The following is a 19,690-nucleotide window of genomic DNA, read 5'->3' on the forward strand; positions in this document are numbered from 1 at the left end:
GTTTTTTTCAGTGGGCCGTACACGAAGCCGGGACCACTGGAGACTGCGCGGCGGCTCGTGTATCTTAACTCCCGTGCATGCCCACCAGCCGACAGGCGCCTATCGAATTTTCGAATGCTAAAGGGAAGGTCGATGAAACTGATTACTGCTGTTATCAAACCGTTCAAACTGGACGATGTCCGGACGGCACTCTCCGAAGTGGGAGTGCAGGGCATGACCGTGACGGAGGTGAAGGGCTTCGGCCGTCAGAAGGGTCACACCGAGTTGTACCGCGGCGCCGAGTATGTGGTGGATTTTTTGCCCAAGGTGAAAATCGAACTGGCGCTGGATGACGCGATGGTGGAGCAGGTGGTTGAAGCCATCAGCAAGGCGGCCCACACCGGCAAGATTGGCGACGGCAAGATATTCATCAGCCCCCTGGACGAGATCATCCGAATACGGACAGGCGAGACCGGAGTCAACGCAGTCTAACAGGCTGCCAGCCCGAATCTATTCATCCTCTACTTTCGCTTCCAATACCGCAGAAGCCGCTCGCCGAGAGCGGCTTTTTTGTTGTCGGGGTCTGCATTCAAGAGCAAATCCCGTAGCACAAGGTCCCTTCCCTCCGTCCCCAGTTCCGTGTGCAACCAATCGAGCAGGTCGTCGTGGCTGCGATCGCCGTGGCGCTCTCGATTGACCGCGCAGCAGGCGGTGAGAAACCGAAAGCATTGAAGTTCATTTTGCAGTTGCGTCTCCTCGACACAGGCCAGCCACGGGGCTGAAGATTGCAGCGCTCGCGCAAATAAACCACTGTCCAGCTCGGTCCGGCCGTCCGCATATCGAACCGGCGTCGAACCCGAGCCGCAGCTCGGAGAGCGGCTCTTGAAAATAAAGCCGCTCAACGCGTCGCTCTGATTGGCGACGTAACGGTCCGCCGTGACCACAAGAGCTTCCGTCACGTCCAGGCTGACATTGTCCACGCCGAGCGCGCGCACCCCTGTTGAGGTGGCGATCAATTCCACGGGCGGCCGGGGCACTCCCAGACCCGCTTCCAGCTCCGGGCAGACACTCGCCAGCTGTGCGTGGGCTCCGAGGGTGTCGAGTACCAGGTCCTGGCGCTTGTCAGTCCCGTCGTAACGCACCGGACTCCCGCTGAGGCAGGCACTAAGTCCGATGACGATCGCTCTGTGTTGATCGTTCACATCTCCTCCTGATTGGAACCCCGCTCCCATGAGTACTCGGGCATCCGGTGGTCCAGGTTTGGGTATAACTCGTGCTCGTCTATTCCAAAACAGCCTAACCGAAAGCGTCTTTGTGACTGGCGTCACATTCTACATGGGCTATAAATGATGTCGCTGGCCGAGACACTTTGGGCGATGGCAGCGGAGCTTCCATCTGTGTCGCGGCGGGCGCCCGGATTTGTAGATCTAAAGCGAGAACAACCACCATGTCCAGGAAACCACGTTTCGATTCGTTCAACGAGGATTCTCTCGAGAAAGAATTCTTCGGCAGCCTGGAGGACCGTCCGGAAGATCGCACGGTCACCTCACGGGCTCGAGTGCGGGACCAGCTCTCCGACCAGGTACAGGCCTTCCTTTCGGAAGGCGGTGAAATCAGCGAGATTGAACCCAATCTGCGCGCGGACCCTCCGCGAAAACCCACCAGCAATTACGGTCGGAAATCCATCAACTGACTGCTTTGCGCTCCCCTTCAGTCTGGCTTCTTCTTGCGCTGGGCCCGGGGGTGGGCGCTGTCATAGACTGAAGCCAGATGCTGGAAATCCAGGTGGGTGTAGATCTGCGTGGTGGAGATATTGGCGTGACCCAGCAACTCCTGCACTGCGCGCAGATCGCCGCTGGACTCCAGCATGTGGCTGGCGAAGGAGTGGCGCAGCATATGGGGGTGCAGGGGGGTGTTCAAACCCTGATGGATGCCGGCCCGGGCGAAGCGTTTCTGCACGCTGCGCGCTTGCAGGCGTGAACCGCGGGAGGAGATGAACAGCGCGTCCTCCTGTGCAGAGGCATAATCCCGCCGGGCTCGCAGCCACTTTTCGAGGGCCTGGACTGCCATTCGTCCCATCGGCAGCAGGCGGATCTTGCGGCCCTTGCCCAGCACCCGCACTTCGCCGCCGGCAAGATCCAGCGAGGCGAGATTCAGGCTGACCAGTTCACCGAGCCGAAGGCCGCAGGAGTACATTAACTCCAGCATGGCCCGATCCCGGGTATCGAGAAACTTGTCCCCGCTCAAATCCAGCAAATGCCCCAGCTGGTCCACATCCAAAGTCTTTGGCAGCGGCCGCTCGCTTTTGGGCGCGCGGACTCCCGCGGCAGGGTCCTTATCCATCCAGCCGCGGTCGAGGGCGAACTGAAACAGAGAGCGGCAGGCACTGAGCCAGCGCTGCAGGCTGCGCGGAGCCAGGCCGCTTTTATGGAGTTGGGCCAGGCACTGGCGCAGGTGAAACCCCTGCAACTCCCGGCAGTTCAGTACGGAGTGACGCTCGGCGAACGCCAGCAACTTGTTCAAATCCCGCCGGTAGGCCGCGAGGGTGTGAGGTGAGAGTTGCTGCTCAACAGCGATGTGTTCGAGAAAATCGTGGCTGGTCTGAGAAAGGGGGTGGTCGGTGGCCATGGGCGAGCCGCCTGGCTCAGCCGGCCAGGTAGCGGGGCAGCATGCGATTGAGCACTTCCCCGATGTAGCCAAGGAACAGGGTCCCCATGGTGGAGCGGTAGTAATTGGGGTCGCTGTTGGCCACCGCCAGCAGGCCGAAGCAGTTGCCGTGGACCAGGGGCACTACCGCTGCCGAGCCGATCTCATTGCTCAGGCCCGGAAAGAGAAACTCCAGTTCCTCTCGCGGGAAATCGCCGCACAGCGTCTTGTTGGCCGTCAGGATCCGGCCCACCGAATCGCGCGCCTGATGGATGCCGCACACCCGTGCGCCGGATTCCGGGAGGCGGGACGAGTCCCCAAACAACACCAAACTCGTGTAGGGAATACCGAAATCCCGGTCGAAGCTGCGCAGCAGGTTTTCCACCAGCTCGGGCAGAGAGCGCCCTTCAAGCAGGTTCAGCACCAGGCCTTTGGTTTTATCGAAGAGCTTGTCGTTCTCGCGGGCATTGTCGAGCAGCTTGCCCAGGCGATAACGCATCTCGATGTTGCGCTCGCGCAGGATGGCCACCTGGCGTTCGACAAGAGAAACGGCGCTGCCACTGTCATGGGGCAGGTTGATGTCTTCCAGCAGTTCAGGGTGCTGAACAAAAAAATCCTGGTTCTCGCGCAGAAAAGCACAAACCTCTTCGGCGTTCGGGCTGGTGTCGGACGTCTGCTCGGTCATAGGCCTTGTAGTAATTAGTCCATTGTTATTCCGGAGTGCAACGGGGCATCGCGGGGCCTCGTCAAAGAGGTACTGCCGGCTCGGTGGCTATGCGAGCACAGGCCAACTCCTAAATATGAATCTGCCCCTGATAGACAGTGGTGGCGGGGCCGGTCATGATGACGGGCTCCCCTTCGCCCGCCCAGCGGATGCCAAGCCTGCCGCCGGGAAGGTTGACGGTGACGTGCTCGTCCAGCAAGCCGCGCAGGCGACCGGCAACCACGGCGGCGCAAGCGCCAGTGCCGCAGGCAAGTGTTTCACCCACACCCCGCTCCAGCACTCGCAGATCAATTTCCGCCCGCGATAATACTGCCATAAAGCCCACATTAACACCTTCGGGAAAGCGCGGATGCTGCTGAATCCGGCTCCCCAGGTCCTGCACCGGGGCCTCGGCAACGGCAGGCACCACCAGCACCCCGTGAGGGTTGCCCATGGATACGGCGGAGACGTCCACCGGCTCCGGGCCGGCAGCGTTCTCCAGGTCCAGACTGTAGGTCTCCGATTGCCCATCGGCCACAAAGGGGATCTGGCCCGGATCCAGCACCGGCACGCCCATGTTCACTGTGACCTGACCATCCCGTTGCACTTCGAGGGTCATGCTGCCTTTCATGGTCTCAACGTGGATCACGCGCTTGGCGGTCAGGCGCCGGTCCCGCACAAACTTGGCAAAACAGCGGGCGCCGTTGCCACAGTTCTCCACTTCCGAGCCGTCGCTGTTGAAGATGCGATAGCGAAAATCCATATCAGGATGGGTGGGCGCTTCCACAACCAGAAGCTGATCACAGCCCACACCGAATCGGCGGTCCGCCAGAAAACGCACCTTGTCCGGAGTCAGCTTCACGTGCTGGGTTACGCCATCGATCATCACGAAGTCGTTGCCGCAGCCGTGCATTTTGGTGAAGCGCAAGCGCATTGCCATCAATCTCGAAGTGTTCCAGGCGCTGGTTAGCCGCCTGCTAGCCTGCGAAGGGGGATTCCCCGCGCACCATGTCCGCAAAGGTTTCCCGTTGCCGCACTACCTGGAAGCGCTGATCGGCGACCATTACTTCCGCTGCCCGGCCCCGGGTATTGTAATTGGAGCTCATAACAAAACCGTAGGCGCCCGTGGACATAACTGCAAGCAGATCCCCTTCGCGCAGGGCCAGATTCCGGTCATGGCCGATAAAATCCGCCGACTCGCAGACCGGGCCCACGATGTCCCAGTTCTTTGCCTCGGCGCCCCCGGCAGCTTCCTGCACCGGGCGAATATGTTGCCAGGCCTGGTAGAGAGCGGGGCGCAGGTAGTCGTTCATGGCCGCATCCACCACCGCAAAATTCCGGTGCTCGGTTTCCTTCAGGTATTCCACGCGGGTGAGGAGCAGTCCCGCATTGGCGGCGATGGAGCGCCCCGGCTCGCAATAGATGGCGAGTTCCCGATCGCCAATCCGCTCTTTTACCCCGGCAAAGTAGTCGGCAATGGAGGGCAGGGTTTCGTCCCGGTAGACCACCCCGAGGCCGCCGCCCAGGTCCAGGTGACTCACCTTGATCCCCCGGGCCGCGAGTCGGTCGTGCAGATCGAGCAGGCGGTCACAAGCTTCCAGCAGCGGACTCACGTCGGTGAGCTGCGAACCGATGTGGCAGTCGATACCCTTGATCTCAAGGCTCGGCAAGCTGCTGGCGTGCGAGTAAGCTTCTTCCGCCACACCGATATCGATACCGAACTTGTTCTGCTTCAGGCCCGTGGAGATGTAAGGGTGGGTCTTTGCATCCACGTCGGGGTTCACCCGCAGGGACACGGGAGCCACCGCCCCCATTTCCGCGGCCACCTCCGCCAGCCGATCGATTTCCGGCAGTGACTCCACATTGAAGCAGGCGATACCCAACTCCAGTGCCCGGCGCATCTCCGCGCGGGTTTTTCCCACCCCGGAGAAAATGATCCTCTCCGGCTTGCCGCCGGCTTTGAGGACCCTTTCCAGCTCGCCGACAGATACGATGTCAAAACCAGCGCCCGCTTCGGCGAGCACGTTCAACACTGCGAGGTTCGAATTGGCCTTCACCGCATAACACACCATCCCCGGGTGATCGCCCAGGGCGTCGACATACTCCTCATACACAGACAGCAAAGCCTGACGGCTGTACACATAGGTGGGGGTGCCCACCTGTTCGGCGATCTGCGAAAGCTTTACGTCTTCGGCGTAAAGTTCGCCATTGCGGTACTCAAAGGGGTTCATGGCAACTCGAAAACTGTGGGATGGGCGCGCCTAGACGCGATTCTGGTTTTGCTCGGGCTGTGTTTCCGGCTCAGGTTCCGGGAGGTAAAGCGGTCCCTTCTGGCCGCAGGCCGAAAGAGTAGCCAAAAGGCAGAGTACGAGCGCGATGGTAACGCTCGCGCGCCGTTGACGTCCTGTTCGCAAGCTCAACATATTCGATACGCCCGTGTGGAATTCAGGAGTGGCAACTAACGGCGGGGGCCGCGGAAAACCCCGAAGTATACCGGCACCGTGCCGGGTGGCTCAACAACGCGGCTCCGCGATGGGGCCTCCCCGTTCGCGCATCGTTCACGAAATCTGCAACATTAGTTTGCCAAAAGGAAAACTAATGTTTATAGTTCGCCACATGGATAACTATTCAGATTCACTCAACTCAGCTCTACTCAATCAGGCATTCCACGCATTGTCTGACCCGACCCGGCGAGCAGTGCTCAATCGTCTGATCGCGGGCCCTGCATCCGTAAAAGAACTGGCGCAGCCGTTCGACATGGGTCTGCCATCCTTTATGAAGCACATCAAGGTCCTGGAGAAGAGCGACCTGATCGTGTCCAGCAAGCAGGGGCGTGTTCGTACCTGCCACCTCAAACCGAACCAGCTGCAAGCCGCGGAAAATTGGCTAAGCCAGCAAAGAGCCCTGTGGGAATCCCGTACCGATCGACTTGAACAATACGCCCAATCCTTAGCGTCTGAGGAGTACGAAAATGACCGATAAAAATTCAGAACTCACGATCAGCCGGATTATCCGCGCACCGCGTTCCGCGGTATGGGCCGCATGGTCCCAGCCCGAACATTTTGAGAAGTGGTGGATCCCGGAGCCTATCCGGTGCAAGGCGGTCAAGATGGACCTAAGGCCGGGCGGCGGATTCGAAACCCGAATGAGCGAAGACGAGGGCCGGACCTTCAAGCCCCATGTGGAAGGTTGCTTCCTTGAAGTGGTGCCGCAAGAGCGGCTTGTCTTCACGACCGCACTCACAGAAAACTGGCGTCCGTTCGAACCCTGGCTCGCACTGACTGCAATCATCACCATGGAGGACGCGGGCAGGGATACGCAATATACAGCGAGAGTGCTGCACAAGAATGCCGAAGAAAGCCGCAAACATCAGGATATGGGTTTCGAGGAGGGGTGGGGCACAACCATCGAGCAGCTCGGCAAGTTCGCTGCAACTCTTGTTGATTAGCAGTCCGCTGTGCAGCGCCTCCGCGCGTGAGTTCGGGGGCGCTGAAGCTGCAACCCCGCCTGGCAGGCAGGCGGGTGTTCACTCCACTGAAACCACCTCTGCCACCGAGGTGGCCACCCGGTAATCCACGTTGTCCAAAGCCTTGAAGTGCGCCTCGCCGCAAAGAATCTTCAGGTTCTCCTCCAGGCGCCGCTTGTCTGAGTCGTGGGTGGTTTTGGTTTCCCGAATCAAATAAACCTTTCTGTCCTCCTCCAGCACCACTGCCCAGTCCGGGTTGTAGTCGCCCACCGGCGTGGGGATCTTGAACCAGCGGGGCAGCTTGCAGAAGAAGCGCACATTCTCCGCGCCGTCCAGGGCGTGGGCGGTCTGACGTTCGATGTGGGAGTCGAATTCGATGTAGTCGTAGGGGGTCTGCACATGATCCCCTTGCTCGGCGTGCTGCACCTGGTACACACGGTCCAGGTAGGCTTCCAGCTCCGGCTCCTCGAACAGCTCCATTGTGTAGTGTTCTCCCGCCAGCTTTTCGTAGCGGATGCCGTCCACCAGCAGCTCGTCCAGTGCTTTCTGAATCTGCTTGCTCGCCTCGGTGATAAAGCCGTGGGGATTTTTCTTGAACTCTCCGAGCCGGCCGCAGCGTCTAATGATATCCAGCAAGGTGCCGCGGGTCAGTTCCGTGCGCTCCTGCAAGGCGCCCAGCAAATCCGGCAGCTCGGTGTGGGAGGTCACGTAGCGCGACCTGGAGGTTTGAATCTGCCGTTCCGCGCCCACCCCCGCTTCGGTCAACTTGGCCTGGGTGTGGTCGATGGTCAGGGTCACCGGCTGCACCTTGGCCATGGTTTGCAGCTTGTGGCTGGCCAGGTCGATCAGTTCGACCGTATCGAAGGCAATGGCGTAGCGGGTCTTCTGGCTGATTTTTTCCCACAATTCCTTGAAGTCCGGGTTCAGCTCCACCCGCTTGTTGTAGGTGATAGGTGTCCGGTTACGGGCGTCCTTCACTCGGCCGGCAAACATGAAGCCGCGCAGCGTGTCGATTATCTCGTTTTCCAGTGGCTGGTATTCCTCCGGCAGTTTCAGGGAAAAGTAGAGGTCGTCGGGCCGGAACTGCTGGGTGATGTCGCCCTTGGCATCCAGGTAACCCTCGGCCTTCAGGGCCTGCCACAGCTGTTTGGACTTCTCCTGCCCCAGGGACTCCGCTTCGTTCACCGCCAGCGGTGCAAAAGCGATCGCCGGCACCCGGCCAAACTTGAAGCCGCCGCCGATATCCTTTTCCATTTCCGTTTGCAGGTTTTTGGCGTAGTGCTCGAAGGATTCGCTGGCAACCACCGTCAGGCGGTTCACCTGCGGGTCGTAAAGCCGGTCGCCGTTGGCATCCACCGCCAGGCGCAAACCGCGCCCCAAAGTCTGGCGGCGTTCCTTCTCGCTGCCGAATTCACGCAGGGTGCAAATCTGAAACACGTTGGGATTGTCCCAACCCTCTTTCAACGCGGAATGGCTGAAGATAAATCGCAAGGGTTCGTCGTCGTCCAGCAGCCGCTCCTTGTCGCGCATGATCAGCTCATACACTTCCGCGTCGCTGGCGGTATTGCCGGAGGTGTCTTTAAGCTCCACCACCTGGCCGCGCTTTTTCACCTCGGCGAAGTAGCCGTTGTGCACCTTTTCTACATCCCACTTGGGTAACTGGCTGAACAACGGCGACTGGCTCACTTCCCGGTAGGCCTCTTCGAACCATTGGGCCAGCTTGCCGTTGCGGCGGTTGCCCTGCCCGTCGAAGTAGCGGTAGTTGGCCACCTTGTCGATAAAGAACAGGGACAGCACCTTCACCTTTAGCCCCTGCTTTTGCAGGTTGCGCTCCTTCTTGAAGTGCTCCTCCACCGTCTGGCGGATTTGCTCCTTCAACACCTCATCGTGAATGCCGTCCTTCTCCTGCTCCGGCTCCAGCACCACGTTGTTGGCAAAGCGCACATACTCCGCGCCCGGCTCCGCGTAGATTTCGTCCACCACATAGCCTTCGTAGCCCTGGCGGTTGCTATGGTCGGCAAGGTCCGTCCCCTGCTTCAGCGCCACCGTCTTCTCCTTGGTGCCGTTCGGGGTATCTTCAAAAATCACCACGCTGGCGGACGGCGTTTTGGCCCTGCCGGCAAAGCCGATTTTCGCCAGCTTGATGTAGGTCTGGTTGATGTCATTGCCGGACTGGATGGAGGCCACGGCAATCTGCTTCACCAGCTTCATGTCGTAGGCTTTCACCGGGCCCAATTGGTAGAGCACGTTGTAGGGGTTCTTGTGGGTGGCGGAATAGCGCAGGGCGAACAGGGGCCGCAAGTGATTGATGGCCCGCCGGGCCTTGGGGGTGGTATCCACTGATTGGGGCTCGTCGATAATCAGGACCGGCCGCACCTCCTGGATGAACTCGATGGGCTTGGCGCCGGACATGCGGTCCTGCTCCCGGTGAATCACCGAGAGCTTTTTGATCTCCTCGGCTGTCAGGGCCTCGTAGTTGTCAACGTCCCCCGCGTCCCGCTGAAAGGCCTGGATGTTAATGACCATAATCTGCAAGGTATTGGCGGTGGCGAACTGACGCACCTTGGACAGGTCCTTGGAGTTGTACACGTAATGGTCGAAGGGCACCTGGTCGTACAGGCCCTTGAAGTGCTCCTTCATCAGGGCGAGGGAGGAGAGCACCCCCTCGCGGATCGCCACCGAGGGCACCACGATAATGAACTTGCGCAGCTTCAGGCGCTGGTGCAGCTCAAAGATACTGCGCAGGTAAACGTAGGTTTTGCCGGTGCCCGTTTCCATCTCCACGGAAAAATTGGGAAAGGGGTAGTCGTCCCCCTCGCCGAACAGGCTGGCGGACTTTTCGATGAAGTTCGCCTCCTGCACCTTGTGCAGGTTGGCCAGCAGAGTATCCGGGTTCAGCGCCAGCACATTGGCAATGCCCCGTTCCCGGTAGGCATCCCCCCCGCTCGGCAGGCCGTCGAACACCGCCAGGGTGGAGTCGATGGCGTCCTTCTGATAATCCAGGTTGGGGTTGAATTTCAGCTTCACGGTGCCCCCTTAAACGGTGCGGAACTCGATGCGGTCCAGCCCTTCCCTGTCCCGGTTGTAAGTGGCGAATGTTTTCACCACATTGGCCTTGAGCGGGTCGTTGCCGTGGAAGGCCCTGTCCAGGCAGATGAACTGCTGGGGGTTCCGCGCCAGCACGGCGTCAACCAGTGCCTGGTCGATCGCGCCTTCCAGATGCACCAGCAGTTCGCCCTCGTCCACCGAGTAGAGGCCATGGCCCGCCAGTTCGATCTGTTCGATCTTCTTGGTGGGCATGATGCCGGACTTGATCAGCAGCTCGTAGAGCAGGTCTTCCTGAGAGGCGTTGGGGGCGATATGGTCGACGTTGAGCTCCATTTGTTGGAGCAGGTCTTCGTCGGATATATCGACGGAGGGCGCCTGCCATTGTTTGAAGTTGCTTTGGTTGAGTTTTAAAACTTTGCAGCCTAGGTCAACATGATCAATACTGCCGAAATCCAACTGTGAATCCAGCTCCCTTCGAACTCTATCGCTGGCGCGGTGTATCCGTTTAAGCGAAACCTCGGAAATTGCACGGCAGCCCATTTCATATGCTTTAGACCCGGACTCACATTGTTCTGGCAGTTGTACAAGAACGAAATGGATCTTTTGTCTATGCTTTGCGGAGACCTTAAAGCAAGATTCTGCGGTCGTTCCGCTTCCAGCAAAAAAATCTAGAACGATCGGGCGAACTTCTCCGTGACAGGCGATTTCAATAAACTTGCTAATCAATTCAACAGGTTTGGGAAACTGAACGACGACCTCGTCATCAAAGAGAGCTCGAAGATCATTCGTACCATGCTGCGTGTAGATTCCGTCTATCACGGAAAATGGCTTTTCTCCTCTTTCGACTCCATCCTCGTCCCGCAAATATTGCTTGTAGTTGACCGTCTTCCCGTCCTGGCCGTCTATAATTTGTAGCTCGTTATTGTCCAACGCCTTGAGAACACGCTCTTTGCTCCACAGCCATTGTCTTTTTGGAAAAATGTCTTCGCCATCAGGCGATGGAATTCCGTATACCAGGTTCGGCCGTGCGTCCATACTTTTTGTTGCTTCCAAAGGCTTCAGTCGATATGGCCCCCGCAATTCATGGTTGTCGTCCTTATATTTGTAGTATCGCCTGATCTTCTCTTCATCATAGGGAAGGCTAAATTCGTTGATCATTTCCTTATTTCTTGCGTATAACAAGCAGTACTCATGTTGCGTCACCGCGTATTTTTCCTTAGGGCCGCCGCCGTAGCTCTTCTTCCATACAAAGCATTCAATGAGATTCTCCTCCCCAAAAATCTCATCGCACATCCGCCGCAGGTTCTCCACCTCATTGTCATCAATGGAGATGAAAATCACCCCATCCTCCCGCAACAGATTGCGCGCCAGATACAGGCGCGGATACATCATGTTCAGCCACTTGGTGTGGAAGCGGCCCTCGTTGGCGGAGTTGGTGGAGAAGGTGCGGCCCTCCCTGTCCTTCAGGCCGGCGTACTGCAAATAGGTGTCGAGACTTTCGGTGTAGTTGTCCGGGTAGATGAATTCCTTGCCGGTGTTGTAGGGCGGGTCGATGTAAATCATCTTCACCTTGCCGTAGTAGCTTTTCTGCAAGAGCTTGAGCACCTCCAGGTTGTCCCCTTCGATAAAGAGGTTCTCGGTGCTGTCGAAGTCCACCGATTCCTCACGGCAGGGTTTGAGGGTGGCGGTGCTGGGCTGCTGAATCAGCCGCAGGCAGTCGCGCTTGCCCGGCCAGTCCATGCCGTAGCGCTCCCGGCGGTTGTCGTAGATCTCGCTGAATTCCCCCAGCTCCGCCTTCAGGCGCTCGAAGTCCAGGGTCTCCACCAGCTCGCCCTTGTCATTGCGGGTTTCGGTGAAGGCGGCGGGAAAGAGCTGCTTCAGCTCCTTGCGCCGCTGCTCGCTGATGTCCAGTGAGCGGCCATCCATTTGTGTGAGTTCTGTTTCCGCGGTGGTCATGGTGTGCCCTGTTATTTCAATGCTGAAGTGATGGGTCAATGATGAAGCGATCGGTCGGTTTATGGGGTCGCTTTATTGGGATAATTCGCCGCGGCCCAGAAGGAGCGCTTGCGCCAGTGCTGTGCCTGAAGCTCGCGAATGAAGGCGCCGGCGTCGGAAAGGCCGCGATAATCGGGGCTGTGCCGATCCAGGGCCAGCAGTTTGTGAAAATAGCGGGCGGCGTATCGGTAGGCCTGGCTGGCGCCGCGATCCAGAATATCCTCGAGCAGGGCGCGGTAGCAAACGATGGCAGCCAGAACGTGCCCTTCGTTTTCAAAGGCTTCCGCCCAGGGCGCGAGATGGAAATAAACAACGTCCTTCACGCAGTCCGGGTGGGCGATCAACAGCGCTTCGGCGCGGTGATAGAGGCTCACACGAATGAGCAGGCAAATCGCATCCCGCCGCTTGTTGCCGACTTCCGCCCATTGCGCCGCCAGGTCTTCCACCCGGGCGCTTATCTCCGCCCGTTCGCCGTCGTTGGCGATATTCCAGTAAGGTTCCAGCGTGTTCAGGCCGGGATCATTCTCGAAGAAGGTTCGCAGCGCCTGCTTCAGTTTTTCCGGTTCTCCCCGGGCTTCCAGCAGTCGGATGGTGAGGTCCCGCTGCCGGCTTTGGTGAGGGGCCCAGCCCGGTTGGTCCAGCCAGTGCTGGGCCCGTTCATGGTTGCCGATCCTCAGCGCGTATTCCACCAGGTGGGCCATTTGCAAACCATTGGGGCGGGGGCTGGCGAGCAGGGTGGCCTGCTCAAAGAGGCCCATGTCCCCAAGGGCTTCGCCCACCGACTGGAGTCCAATACAGGCGTGAGACGCGGCACGGTTGTAGGTATCCGATGAAGGCTGCGCTTGCAGCGCGCGCCGGGCCTGCGCCTCGAAGCGGCTCGCCAGCTCCCGCAGCTCGTCTTCAGCGAGCAATTCTCCGCTGTGTGGAAGAATTCCGTCCAGGCAGCCGTAGTCGTTGTTGTCGAAGTGGTGCAGCACCCGCTCCACCCAGTCCTGGTGCTCGCTGCCGCTGGCTCTGACCCGGGCGGCAATGGCCAGCCATTGGTCCACCGCCTGATGAAACACATCGCCAATGTTGCCACTGGAATCATCCGCTCGGTTCATGACCGGTTCGACCAATCCCAGAAAGCGTTCGCTCAGTGCCAGGGCGGTGCTCGCGTGGTCCTCGGCCAGACTGTTGATATCCAGCAGCAGGTTGTCCAGGCGGGCGGAAAAGGCGCGGCTTTCCCGGTAGCCGATAAATTGATCCTCACTGGCGATTGCCGCAATGCGCCGCTCCAGGCTGCGGGCAAAACCGCCGCCTTGCGTGGCGCCGGTGGCGGATTCCAGGTGCGATTCAATAAGTTCGTCGATTTCCGGGTGGATGCCGTAGATTCGCTCCATCAGACGGACCATGGCGGCTTTGTCGAGATTTTTCGCTGTCGTTTTTATATCGATCATTCTCGCTCTACCAAAATTTCCTTGCTCTCCGCGAAGATTGTTAACGCAATTCGCTGCTGTCGATCAGGCACTGTTCCACCGCCTTGGACTCGATGCTGTAGTCTTCGCCCAGGCGAATATGAAACAGTAGCTCTTTGGTGAGTTTTTCTCTGTCCACGGGTCGTTTCCGGATTAGTCGGTGAGGGTCCAGCGAATGCTGAATAAAATTTCCCGGCTGCTTGCGAGCTCGAGCCGGGCGCTAACGTCACGGGCAGAGGCCACGGTGCGCGACACTTGGTTATCAATCCGCCCGCGCCGGGTCAGCCAGTGGGCCAAGCAGGCGCTCTGGTGTGGGTTAAACGTGCTCAAGACCGATCTCCATTCCCGGAGTCCAGCCAACGGTCAATGGCGGCCTTGCCGAAGCGCCACTGTTTCCCCAGCTTCTGGCCGGGTATGCGCCCTTCCTGCACCAACTTGTACAGGGTGGATTTGGGGATTTTCAGGTAATCGGCCAATTCTTCCAGCGTCATGACCTGGTTGTGGGTGGTGTTCTGCACGGATTATTCTAGTAATTACCAGTATTTAGTGGTGGTAAATGGTATTTCACGAATGGGAGATTGGCAACACAGCCAATTGCCGGTAAACAAAAAAGCCGCCTCGCTTGCGCGGGGCGGCTTCAATGGGCAGATGGCCCGGTCGAACTTACTGCCGCGCCAGGTAATTCTTCCCCTGCTTGCGAACCAGTGTCACCAGGTCGCCCATGGCCAGGTTCACGTCGATCAGGTGCAGGCCCCAGCCGGCGCTCACTTCGCCGTTCATCAGCACATCCCCGGAGATGTCGTCGGTGCGCGGGTCCGCGGGATCGCCGTGGACGGTCACCTCCAGATAGTTGCGCCCCGCATTGGAAACACATTCGGCCGAGAGCAGGCCGGGCACGCTCACGAAGGGGGTGTCCACTTTCTTTCCGGTGTTGGTCCAGGGCTTGGGCGGGGCGGAGGAGGCGCCTTCCGAGACGCTGTTGCCCAGATAGGCGTGCAAGTCGTTACTCCCCTTGGCCAGTTGCGCCGGGTTGGTGCAGGCGCTGACCGTATCCTGGCCACCGCGACCAAACAGGCCGTCTGCGGGCGGTGGAACAGTGGAGCGGAAGGAGGCGTAGGCGACGACGCAGCCCAGGTCGTCGCCGCTCTGGCACAGGGGCATCTTCTTGAAGGTGCCGCCCACGAGCTTTCCTTTCGGGACCTGTACGTTGCTGCCGATAATCAACGCGGAAATAATCTGATCCTGAATGGGCTTGCCTTCGATCTCCGCCGGAATCAGCCGGCTCAAGACGCCGGAGCCCTGGGAGTGGCCAATGAGCACTACGCCGCGTCCGTCGTTGAAGTTCTCCAGATAGTAATTCCAGGCTTTGACCACGTCCTGATAACCCATCGCGCGGTCCGGCGCGGGTGCATCGGAGTCGCCGCCAAGACCAGCGCGCAGGGCGGTGAGGGTCACCTGACGGTAAAGGGGGGCGAACATCCGGCATTCGGACCCGAAGCGGGCAAACTGCTGTTTGATCACGTTGATTTCGCCCACTCCCGGGTCCATGTCGCTATTGGGGGTGGTGTCCCGGGACACCGTGGGGTATACGTAGAAGCAATCGATGGGTGCCTGCTCGTCGTGCTTCCATTCCTCCCTGGCCATGGAGCCATCGGCCTGCACAACCGTGGTGGTCAAGTCCGTATCGCAGTAACGCAGATTGTCAGCCCGGCACAGCCAATTGTCCTTCTGACCGTAGTCGATCGGCTCATCCGCCATGCTCGCAAGTGGCAAGGCGCAGCTCAGGGCGAGCAGGGCCAGGAATCCTTTCAATCGTCGATGATTCATTGTTACTCCCTCTTGGTTGATTATTTGTTTTACCATGCGACATGGCTGTTCACCATGGCCGGTTGCCAGTGTACCGCCAAGTCCTCCCACCTTTAAGCCAAAGCCCTGTTAAGGAGTGTTGCGGGCGCACCGTCGGGCGCGGCATGAAATGAGAATGGATCGACCATGAAGGAATTGTCGAATATCGGATTCGAAGCGATGGAGGAGTGGACGGTGGAGGATTTTTACACCTTCTTCCATCAGTTGAACATCCTCTACAATCGCCTGGCGGTCCTTGACGATCTGGCCGCAAGTGGCAGGACGGTAAAGTTGAAGTCGGCGCTCTACGGCTCCCTGTCCCGGGTTAAGCCCGAGGACCGGCTGAAGGTGGGTTCCATCGAGATCCACTCCCCGGGCGACTTCAATCTCCTCGGAGTGGACAAGATCATTGGCCAGCTTCGGGCCCTGCTCAAGGATCTGCTATACCGCAATCGCCAGGAGCGCGAGCAGATGGAGGAATCCCTGCGACACCGGAGAGCGATCAACTCACTCAATGAACGCGCGGCGCAGCAAAAGCTGCTTTCGAACCAGATCCGGATCATGAAGGAGCTGGGGTACCAGCCCGAGCAACTCGAGGCGGGCGCAAAAGCATTCCTCGACCCACTCCAGCAGGTGCAGGAGATCGGCATTCGGAAACAGGTTTCTCTCAAACCGGGGGATCGAAACCACTAGCGGTTTGTTGCCCGCGGCCATCAACGCAGGAATTTCTGCACGTACCAGCAACTGGCCTCGATTCGGAAATTTTCCTCTCGCGCCCACGACAGCCCGCGACGCACAAGACGTTCGGCCACACCCTGGCCCCGCATAGAAGGCGGCACGTAGGTGTACGTGAAATTGATTACGTCACGTTCGGGTCCTTTAGCGGGGCGCACTTCATATTCCAGGCGGGCGTCTCCATTCGCGTTGGGCAGCACAAAGCGATGTCGCTCCACCTGGTGTTCAATCAAGTCGTTCATAAGATCAAGGTCCGTAGATCAAGGTCCGTGTGGCCAGTGGACTAAAGGCAGCAAATCTTCCGCCATTTTTTGCAAAGCAGTGGCAGCTTTTCGAAGGACCTGATTGTAGCTTCCACTTCGCCGGAGTAAGGATTACATGGCGCGCTCGGTATTGTGTCACACGCATCCCACCCCCGGCGGCAAACATGCCTCACCGCGGTGCAGAATGGACCGGGTCGTGAAGACCGGACGCTGGCCCAACGGTTGCTTCAAGTTTTTCTCTTCTCACCGTTCGGGAGGAATGCCAATGACAATCAAGAATATCTGCCGTCCCGGTTTTACCGTTACTTCGGCCGTCCTTTGCGTCGGCCTGCTTCATTCCGTCTCCATTGCCCAGCCATCACTGCCGCCCGAAATCGACGCGCGCCAAAGCTACAGTCCGGTGGTTACTCCCGAGTTTGATGAAATGCGCCAGCAGGACATCGAAGAGCTCGATCAAATGGTACAGCGCCATGAGGAATTGCTCGAGCGGCGTTACGACCTGAGCGACAGACCGTCAGACGTCATGATGTCCGGCGAGCGGCTGCCGGTACAACAAGGTGTCCGGGTCCGGCTGCCTGAAGGCGTCACCTGGGAGCAGTTGGGTGAAATGACGCCGGAGGAGATCAAGGAGCAGGGCCTTTGGCCCGAGGGCTTTCGACCCCTGCCGCACGTGAAGCACAAAACAGGCGGCATGGTGTTTCCGCCGCAGCAGGTGGAGGAAATCCAGAACGTTGAAAACCGGAACCTGGATCGCTTCGACGTGGAGTTTGTGCTGCCGGAGCATCTACTGCCAGAGTTCCCGCCCCCCATCTTCCTGACCAACCGACCGGATCTCGGTGACGTGACCCAAGGCCAACTGGTCACCATCGATAACTTTCATGACCTTTTCGTGGGTAAACTGACACCCTTTCAGCTTGAGGGCCTACGCTTACTGGTTACTGCATTTCCCCAACAACAATTCAACTCCACGGCGGATCGAAAGGTGGAAAGGCCGAGCACTGGGGTAACGTGCTTTGACTGTCATGCCAACGGCCATACCAATGCAAGTTTCCACCTGAACCCTGATACCCGGCCCCAAGCCTTGCGGTTTCGTATCGATACGCCGAGCCTGCGCGGCATGTTCCAGCAGCAAATCCACGGGTCAAAGCGTGCGTTGAGGTCAGTGGAAGACTTCACCGAGTTCGAGCAGCGTACCGCCTACTTCGATGGTGACCACGTTACAGCCGCCAAGAAGGGACTTAATGTGCTGGACCGGGGCACGTCGGTGTCCGCGATGGGGCAGTTTCAGTCCATGCTGGATTTTCCCCCTGCCCCGAAGCTGAACCTGTATGGCCGTCTTGATCCGGACAAAGCCACCGAGCAGGAACTGGCAGGTGAAGCACTGTTCTTCGGTAAAGCTCAGTGCGCAAACTGCCACAATGCGCCTCACTATCTGGACAACCTGATGCACGACCTGGATGTGGGCCGGTTCTACGAACCGGAGATGGTGGACGACCACTACGACCATCCGGCCGGTCCGATGAAAACCTTCACGCTGCGCGGCATCAAGGACTCACCCCCTTACCTCCATGATGGTCGATTGTTGACCCTGGAGGACACCGTGGAGTTCTTCAACCTGGTGCAGCAGCTCAAGCTGAACCAGGAGGAGAAAGAAGCGCTGGTGGCTTTTTTGCGATGTCTTTGACAGCGGGGTCCTGACGGCTAGCTCAACTCTTTGTCGGTAAGCAGGCGGCCTCGCGTCACTCGATTACGGCCCGCCTGCTTCGCGTCGTACAGCGCACTGTCCGCGGCGGCGAGCAGATGGTCGAGCCGTGTATCTGGCTGCGGGCGGCTGGAGACATATCCCAGACTTGCCGTTACTCGTAGTACGCCGGATTCCGTCTCCAGTGCAATCTCCGCAATCGCGGCGCGGATGCGCTCCGCCAGATCCGCCAGTCTGCTTTCGGGTGTGTCGGCCAGAACCACTGCGAACTCCTCCCCACCGAAGCGGGCGACCAGATCTGTTTCCCGAGCTGCCACCGACCGGATCGCGACGGCCGTTCGCCGCAGACATTCATCGCCCGCCAGATGGCCGTGTTGGTCGTTCACCGCTTTGAAGTGGTCGAGATCCACCAGAATCACGCCCAGGGAACTGCCGCTGCGTATCGCACGAAGAACTTCAGCCGCCGCCGCCTCGTCGAAATGACGCCGGTTGGCGAGTTGGGTGAGCGGATCGGTTCGGCTGAGCCCCGATAACTCCCGGTTGGCCTTCGCGAGCTCGGAAAGCGCGGCCCGCAACTCCCCGGTGCGCAGATCCACTTGCGCCTCAAGGTGCTCCTTGGCCCTCTGTTCCACCGCCACCAGCTTCTGCTCCTGCGCGAGGGCTCGCGCCTGGGCGCGCTCCCGTTCCCGACGCTCGCGGTTGATTCTGTCGGCGAGGGCAATAGAAAGAATCCCCGCCTCCAGCACAAACGCAAAGGATTGCAGGTAGTCCATTCCGGGGAAGTAATCGGCCTTTCCGAACATGGCCAGAATGGCGAGAACAGTGACAATGCTGACCGGTGCCCAGGCAACGCAGAAGTATCGTGCCGGGCGACTTCCCCTGGCCCAGAGGTAGACGGCGCCGGCCAGCCCCGCTGCCGTGGCAAGCACGCCACCATATCCGGTGAGCGCCATGCCCAGGACCTTCAGGCCCAAGAGATTGGCCGCCAGCGCAACGAACCACCAGGCCAGAATTGCGGTGTTGCACTTCAGGACCCAACCGCCGAATCGTTTCAACTCGAGAAAAACCCGGAAAAACCAGGTGGCCGCAAGAAAACTGTAGGTTGAGAAAACAGGCCAGGCATTTCGCGCAAACCAGGGATGACTGCCCCAGACCAGCAGCTCCCCGACGCCGGTAATCGCCAACAAGTACAGCAAGATGCCGAACACCGTATTACCGTAGGCCAGGTACATTGTGTCGCGCGTAAAGAAATAAAGCGCTGCGTGGAAGAGCACCATAACCAGCAGCACACCCACAGCGATGCTGTAGATGGCGATCCGAACGTTTGTGTGCTGCTCAAAACCCCGTTCCGTCCATATATACATGGGCATGTAAAGGAGCAGCGGATCGGTGACTCGCAGGTAGAGGGTTGCAGTCTCAGCGGCGGCCAGGGGAAAAGCGAACACGGCGTTTTCGGTTCCGCTCGTTCCGTTTGTGGCCACACGGGTCCCCGACACCTGGATCGGATCGAAGCCGCCCCCGCGCAGCACGCCGAACTCCACGTGCTCCAGATGCGGCCAGCGCAACTCCAGGCGGAAATTCCCAGCATGTTCTGAATCGTTGGTCACCACGATGCGCAGCGCCTGGGTCCGGTCCGGTTCCCAGGTTCCTATGGTGTTTGCAGGTGGTTGCTCCCAGGCTTCCCAGGTGGCAAGTTGGTCCCAGCTCAGCCGCCCGGCGGACGGGTGATACTCCACCTCCTCTTTCGTCAGCGCCCGGCCGTCCCCGGTTTCTGGACCCAGGGGCACTGCGGCAGCGCCGTCCATGGCGAGGACGGTGAGGCATGCAATGACAAGAATGAATCGGGGCATT

The 19,690-nt window shown here is 59.2% G+C and carries 19 protein-coding genes; 6 read left to right on the forward strand and 13 right to left on the reverse strand.

Annotated features, from left to right (window positions below):
- Positions 1–132 precede the first annotated feature (132 nt).
- Complete coding sequence (gene glnK / locus ACURWW_RS02820) at positions 133–471, forward strand: P-II family nitrogen regulator (protein ID WP_445615506.1); 339 nt, start codon at positions 133–135, stop codon at positions 469–471.
- 29 nt (positions 472–500) lie between these two features.
- On the opposite strand, the gene ACURWW_RS02825 is transcribed toward glnK, so the two are convergent.
- Positions 501–1,181 (reverse strand): DUF523 domain-containing protein, encoded by a 681-nt coding sequence (locus tag ACURWW_RS02825; RefSeq protein ID WP_445615507.1) that lies wholly within the window; start codon positions 1,179–1,181, stop codon positions 501–503.
- 245 nt (positions 1,182–1,426) lie between these two features.
- Here ACURWW_RS02825 and ACURWW_RS02830 point away from each other — a divergent pair, with 245 nt between their 5' ends.
- Complete coding sequence (locus ACURWW_RS02830; protein ID WP_445615508.1) at positions 1,427–1,672, forward strand: hypothetical protein; 246 nt, start codon at positions 1,427–1,429, stop codon at positions 1,670–1,672.
- Positions 1,673–1,689: 17 nt separating this feature from the next.
- Here the strand turns inward: ACURWW_RS02830 and xerC are convergent, their stop codons facing one another.
- The 5 genes from xerC to lptM all read right to left on the reverse strand — a co-directional run bounded on the left by xerC (position 1,690) and on the right by lptM (position 5,751).
- A complete protein-coding gene (gene xerC, locus ACURWW_RS02835) occupies positions 1,690–2,607 on the reverse strand; it encodes a tyrosine recombinase XerC (protein WP_445615509.1) in 918 nt (305 codons plus the stop codon).
- A gap of 16 nt (positions 2,608–2,623) precedes the next feature.
- Entirely contained in the window at positions 2,624–3,310 is a 687-nt protein-coding gene (locus tag ACURWW_RS02840) for a DUF484 family protein (RefSeq protein WP_445615510.1), read from the reverse strand.
- A 109-nt stretch (positions 3,311–3,419) separates the two neighbouring features.
- Positions 3,420–4,262 (reverse strand): diaminopimelate epimerase, encoded by an 843-nt coding sequence (gene dapF / locus ACURWW_RS02845; RefSeq protein WP_445615732.1) that lies wholly within the window; start codon positions 4,260–4,262, stop codon positions 3,420–3,422.
- A gap of 43 nt (positions 4,263–4,305) precedes the next feature.
- Positions 4,306–5,559: a diaminopimelate decarboxylase gene (lysA, locus tag ACURWW_RS02850; protein ID WP_445615511.1), complete on the reverse strand. Its 1,254-nt coding sequence runs from the start codon at positions 5,557–5,559 to the stop codon at positions 4,306–4,308.
- Between the two features lie 30 nt (positions 5,560–5,589).
- The gene (lptM, locus tag ACURWW_RS02855; protein WP_445615512.1) at positions 5,590–5,751 is read right to left on the reverse strand and encodes an LPS translocon maturation chaperone LptM; all 162 of its coding nucleotides are present in this window, start codon (positions 5,749–5,751) and stop codon (positions 5,590–5,592) included.
- A 175-nt stretch (positions 5,752–5,926) separates the two neighbouring features.
- On the opposite strand from lptM, the gene ACURWW_RS02860 reads away from it, so the two are divergent.
- Complete coding sequence (locus ACURWW_RS02860; protein ID WP_445615513.1) at positions 5,927–6,310, forward strand: ArsR/SmtB family transcription factor; 384 nt, start codon at positions 5,927–5,929, stop codon at positions 6,308–6,310.
- A complete protein-coding gene (locus tag ACURWW_RS02865; RefSeq protein WP_445615514.1) occupies positions 6,300–6,776 on the forward strand; it encodes an SRPBCC family protein in 477 nt (158 codons plus the stop codon). Before ACURWW_RS02860 ends, ACURWW_RS02865 begins: the two co-directional genes overlap by 11 nt.
- A 78-nt stretch (positions 6,777–6,854) precedes the next feature.
- Here the strand turns inward: ACURWW_RS02865 and ACURWW_RS02870 are convergent, their stop codons facing one another.
- The 5 genes from ACURWW_RS02870 to ACURWW_RS02890 all read right to left on the reverse strand — a co-directional run bounded on the left by ACURWW_RS02870 (position 6,855) and on the right by ACURWW_RS02890 (position 15,121).
- Positions 6,855–9,821 (reverse strand): restriction endonuclease, encoded by a 2,967-nt coding sequence (locus ACURWW_RS02870; protein ID WP_445615515.1) that lies wholly within the window; start codon positions 9,819–9,821, stop codon positions 6,855–6,857.
- A 9-nt stretch (positions 9,822–9,830) separates the two neighbouring features.
- Entirely contained in the window at positions 9,831–11,666 is a 1,836-nt protein-coding gene (locus ACURWW_RS02875) for a site-specific DNA-methyltransferase (protein WP_445615516.1), read from the reverse strand.
- Positions 11,667–11,857: 191 nt separating this feature from the next.
- On the reverse strand, positions 11,858–13,276 hold the full coding sequence (locus tag ACURWW_RS02880) for a DUF6880 family protein (protein WP_445615517.1): 1,419 nt from the start codon (positions 13,274–13,276) through the stop codon (positions 11,858–11,860).
- Positions 13,277–13,620: 344 nt separating this feature from the next.
- Positions 13,621–13,812, reverse strand: a complete 192-nt coding sequence (locus ACURWW_RS02885) for a helix-turn-helix domain-containing protein (protein ID WP_445615518.1) — start codon at positions 13,810–13,812, stop codon at positions 13,621–13,623.
- A 145-nt stretch (positions 13,813–13,957) separates the two neighbouring features.
- A complete protein-coding gene (locus ACURWW_RS02890; protein ID WP_445615519.1) occupies positions 13,958–15,121 on the reverse strand; it encodes a DUF3089 domain-containing protein in 1,164 nt (387 codons plus the stop codon).
- Between the two features lie 165 nt (positions 15,122–15,286).
- Here ACURWW_RS02890 and ACURWW_RS02895 point away from each other — a divergent pair, with 165 nt between their 5' ends.
- Positions 15,287–15,832 (forward strand): hypothetical protein, encoded by a 546-nt coding sequence (locus ACURWW_RS02895; RefSeq protein ID WP_445615520.1) that lies wholly within the window; start codon positions 15,287–15,289, stop codon positions 15,830–15,832.
- A gap of 20 nt (positions 15,833–15,852) precedes the next feature.
- Here the strand turns inward: ACURWW_RS02895 and ACURWW_RS02900 are convergent, their stop codons facing one another.
- Positions 15,853–16,116 carry a GNAT family N-acetyltransferase gene (locus tag ACURWW_RS02900; RefSeq protein WP_445615521.1) on the reverse strand — a complete coding sequence of 88 codons (264 nt, stop codon included), beginning with the start codon at positions 16,114–16,116 and terminating at the stop codon, positions 15,853–15,855.
- A gap of 286 nt (positions 16,117–16,402) precedes the next feature.
- Between ACURWW_RS02900 and ACURWW_RS02905 the strand changes: the two genes are divergently transcribed.
- The gene (locus ACURWW_RS02905; RefSeq protein WP_445615522.1) at positions 16,403–17,821 is read left to right on the forward strand and encodes a hypothetical protein; all 1,419 of its coding nucleotides are present in this window, start codon (positions 16,403–16,405) and stop codon (positions 17,819–17,821) included.
- 17 nt (positions 17,822–17,838) lie between these two features.
- Here the strand turns inward: ACURWW_RS02905 and ACURWW_RS02910 are convergent, their stop codons facing one another.
- The gene (locus ACURWW_RS02910) at positions 17,839–19,689 is read right to left on the reverse strand and encodes a sensor domain-containing diguanylate cyclase (protein WP_445615523.1); all 1,851 of its coding nucleotides are present in this window, start codon (positions 19,687–19,689) and stop codon (positions 17,839–17,841) included.
- Position 19,690: the final 1 nt, after the last annotated feature.

The sequence above is a fragment of the Gilvimarinus sp. F26214L genome, from assembly GCF_054401055.1.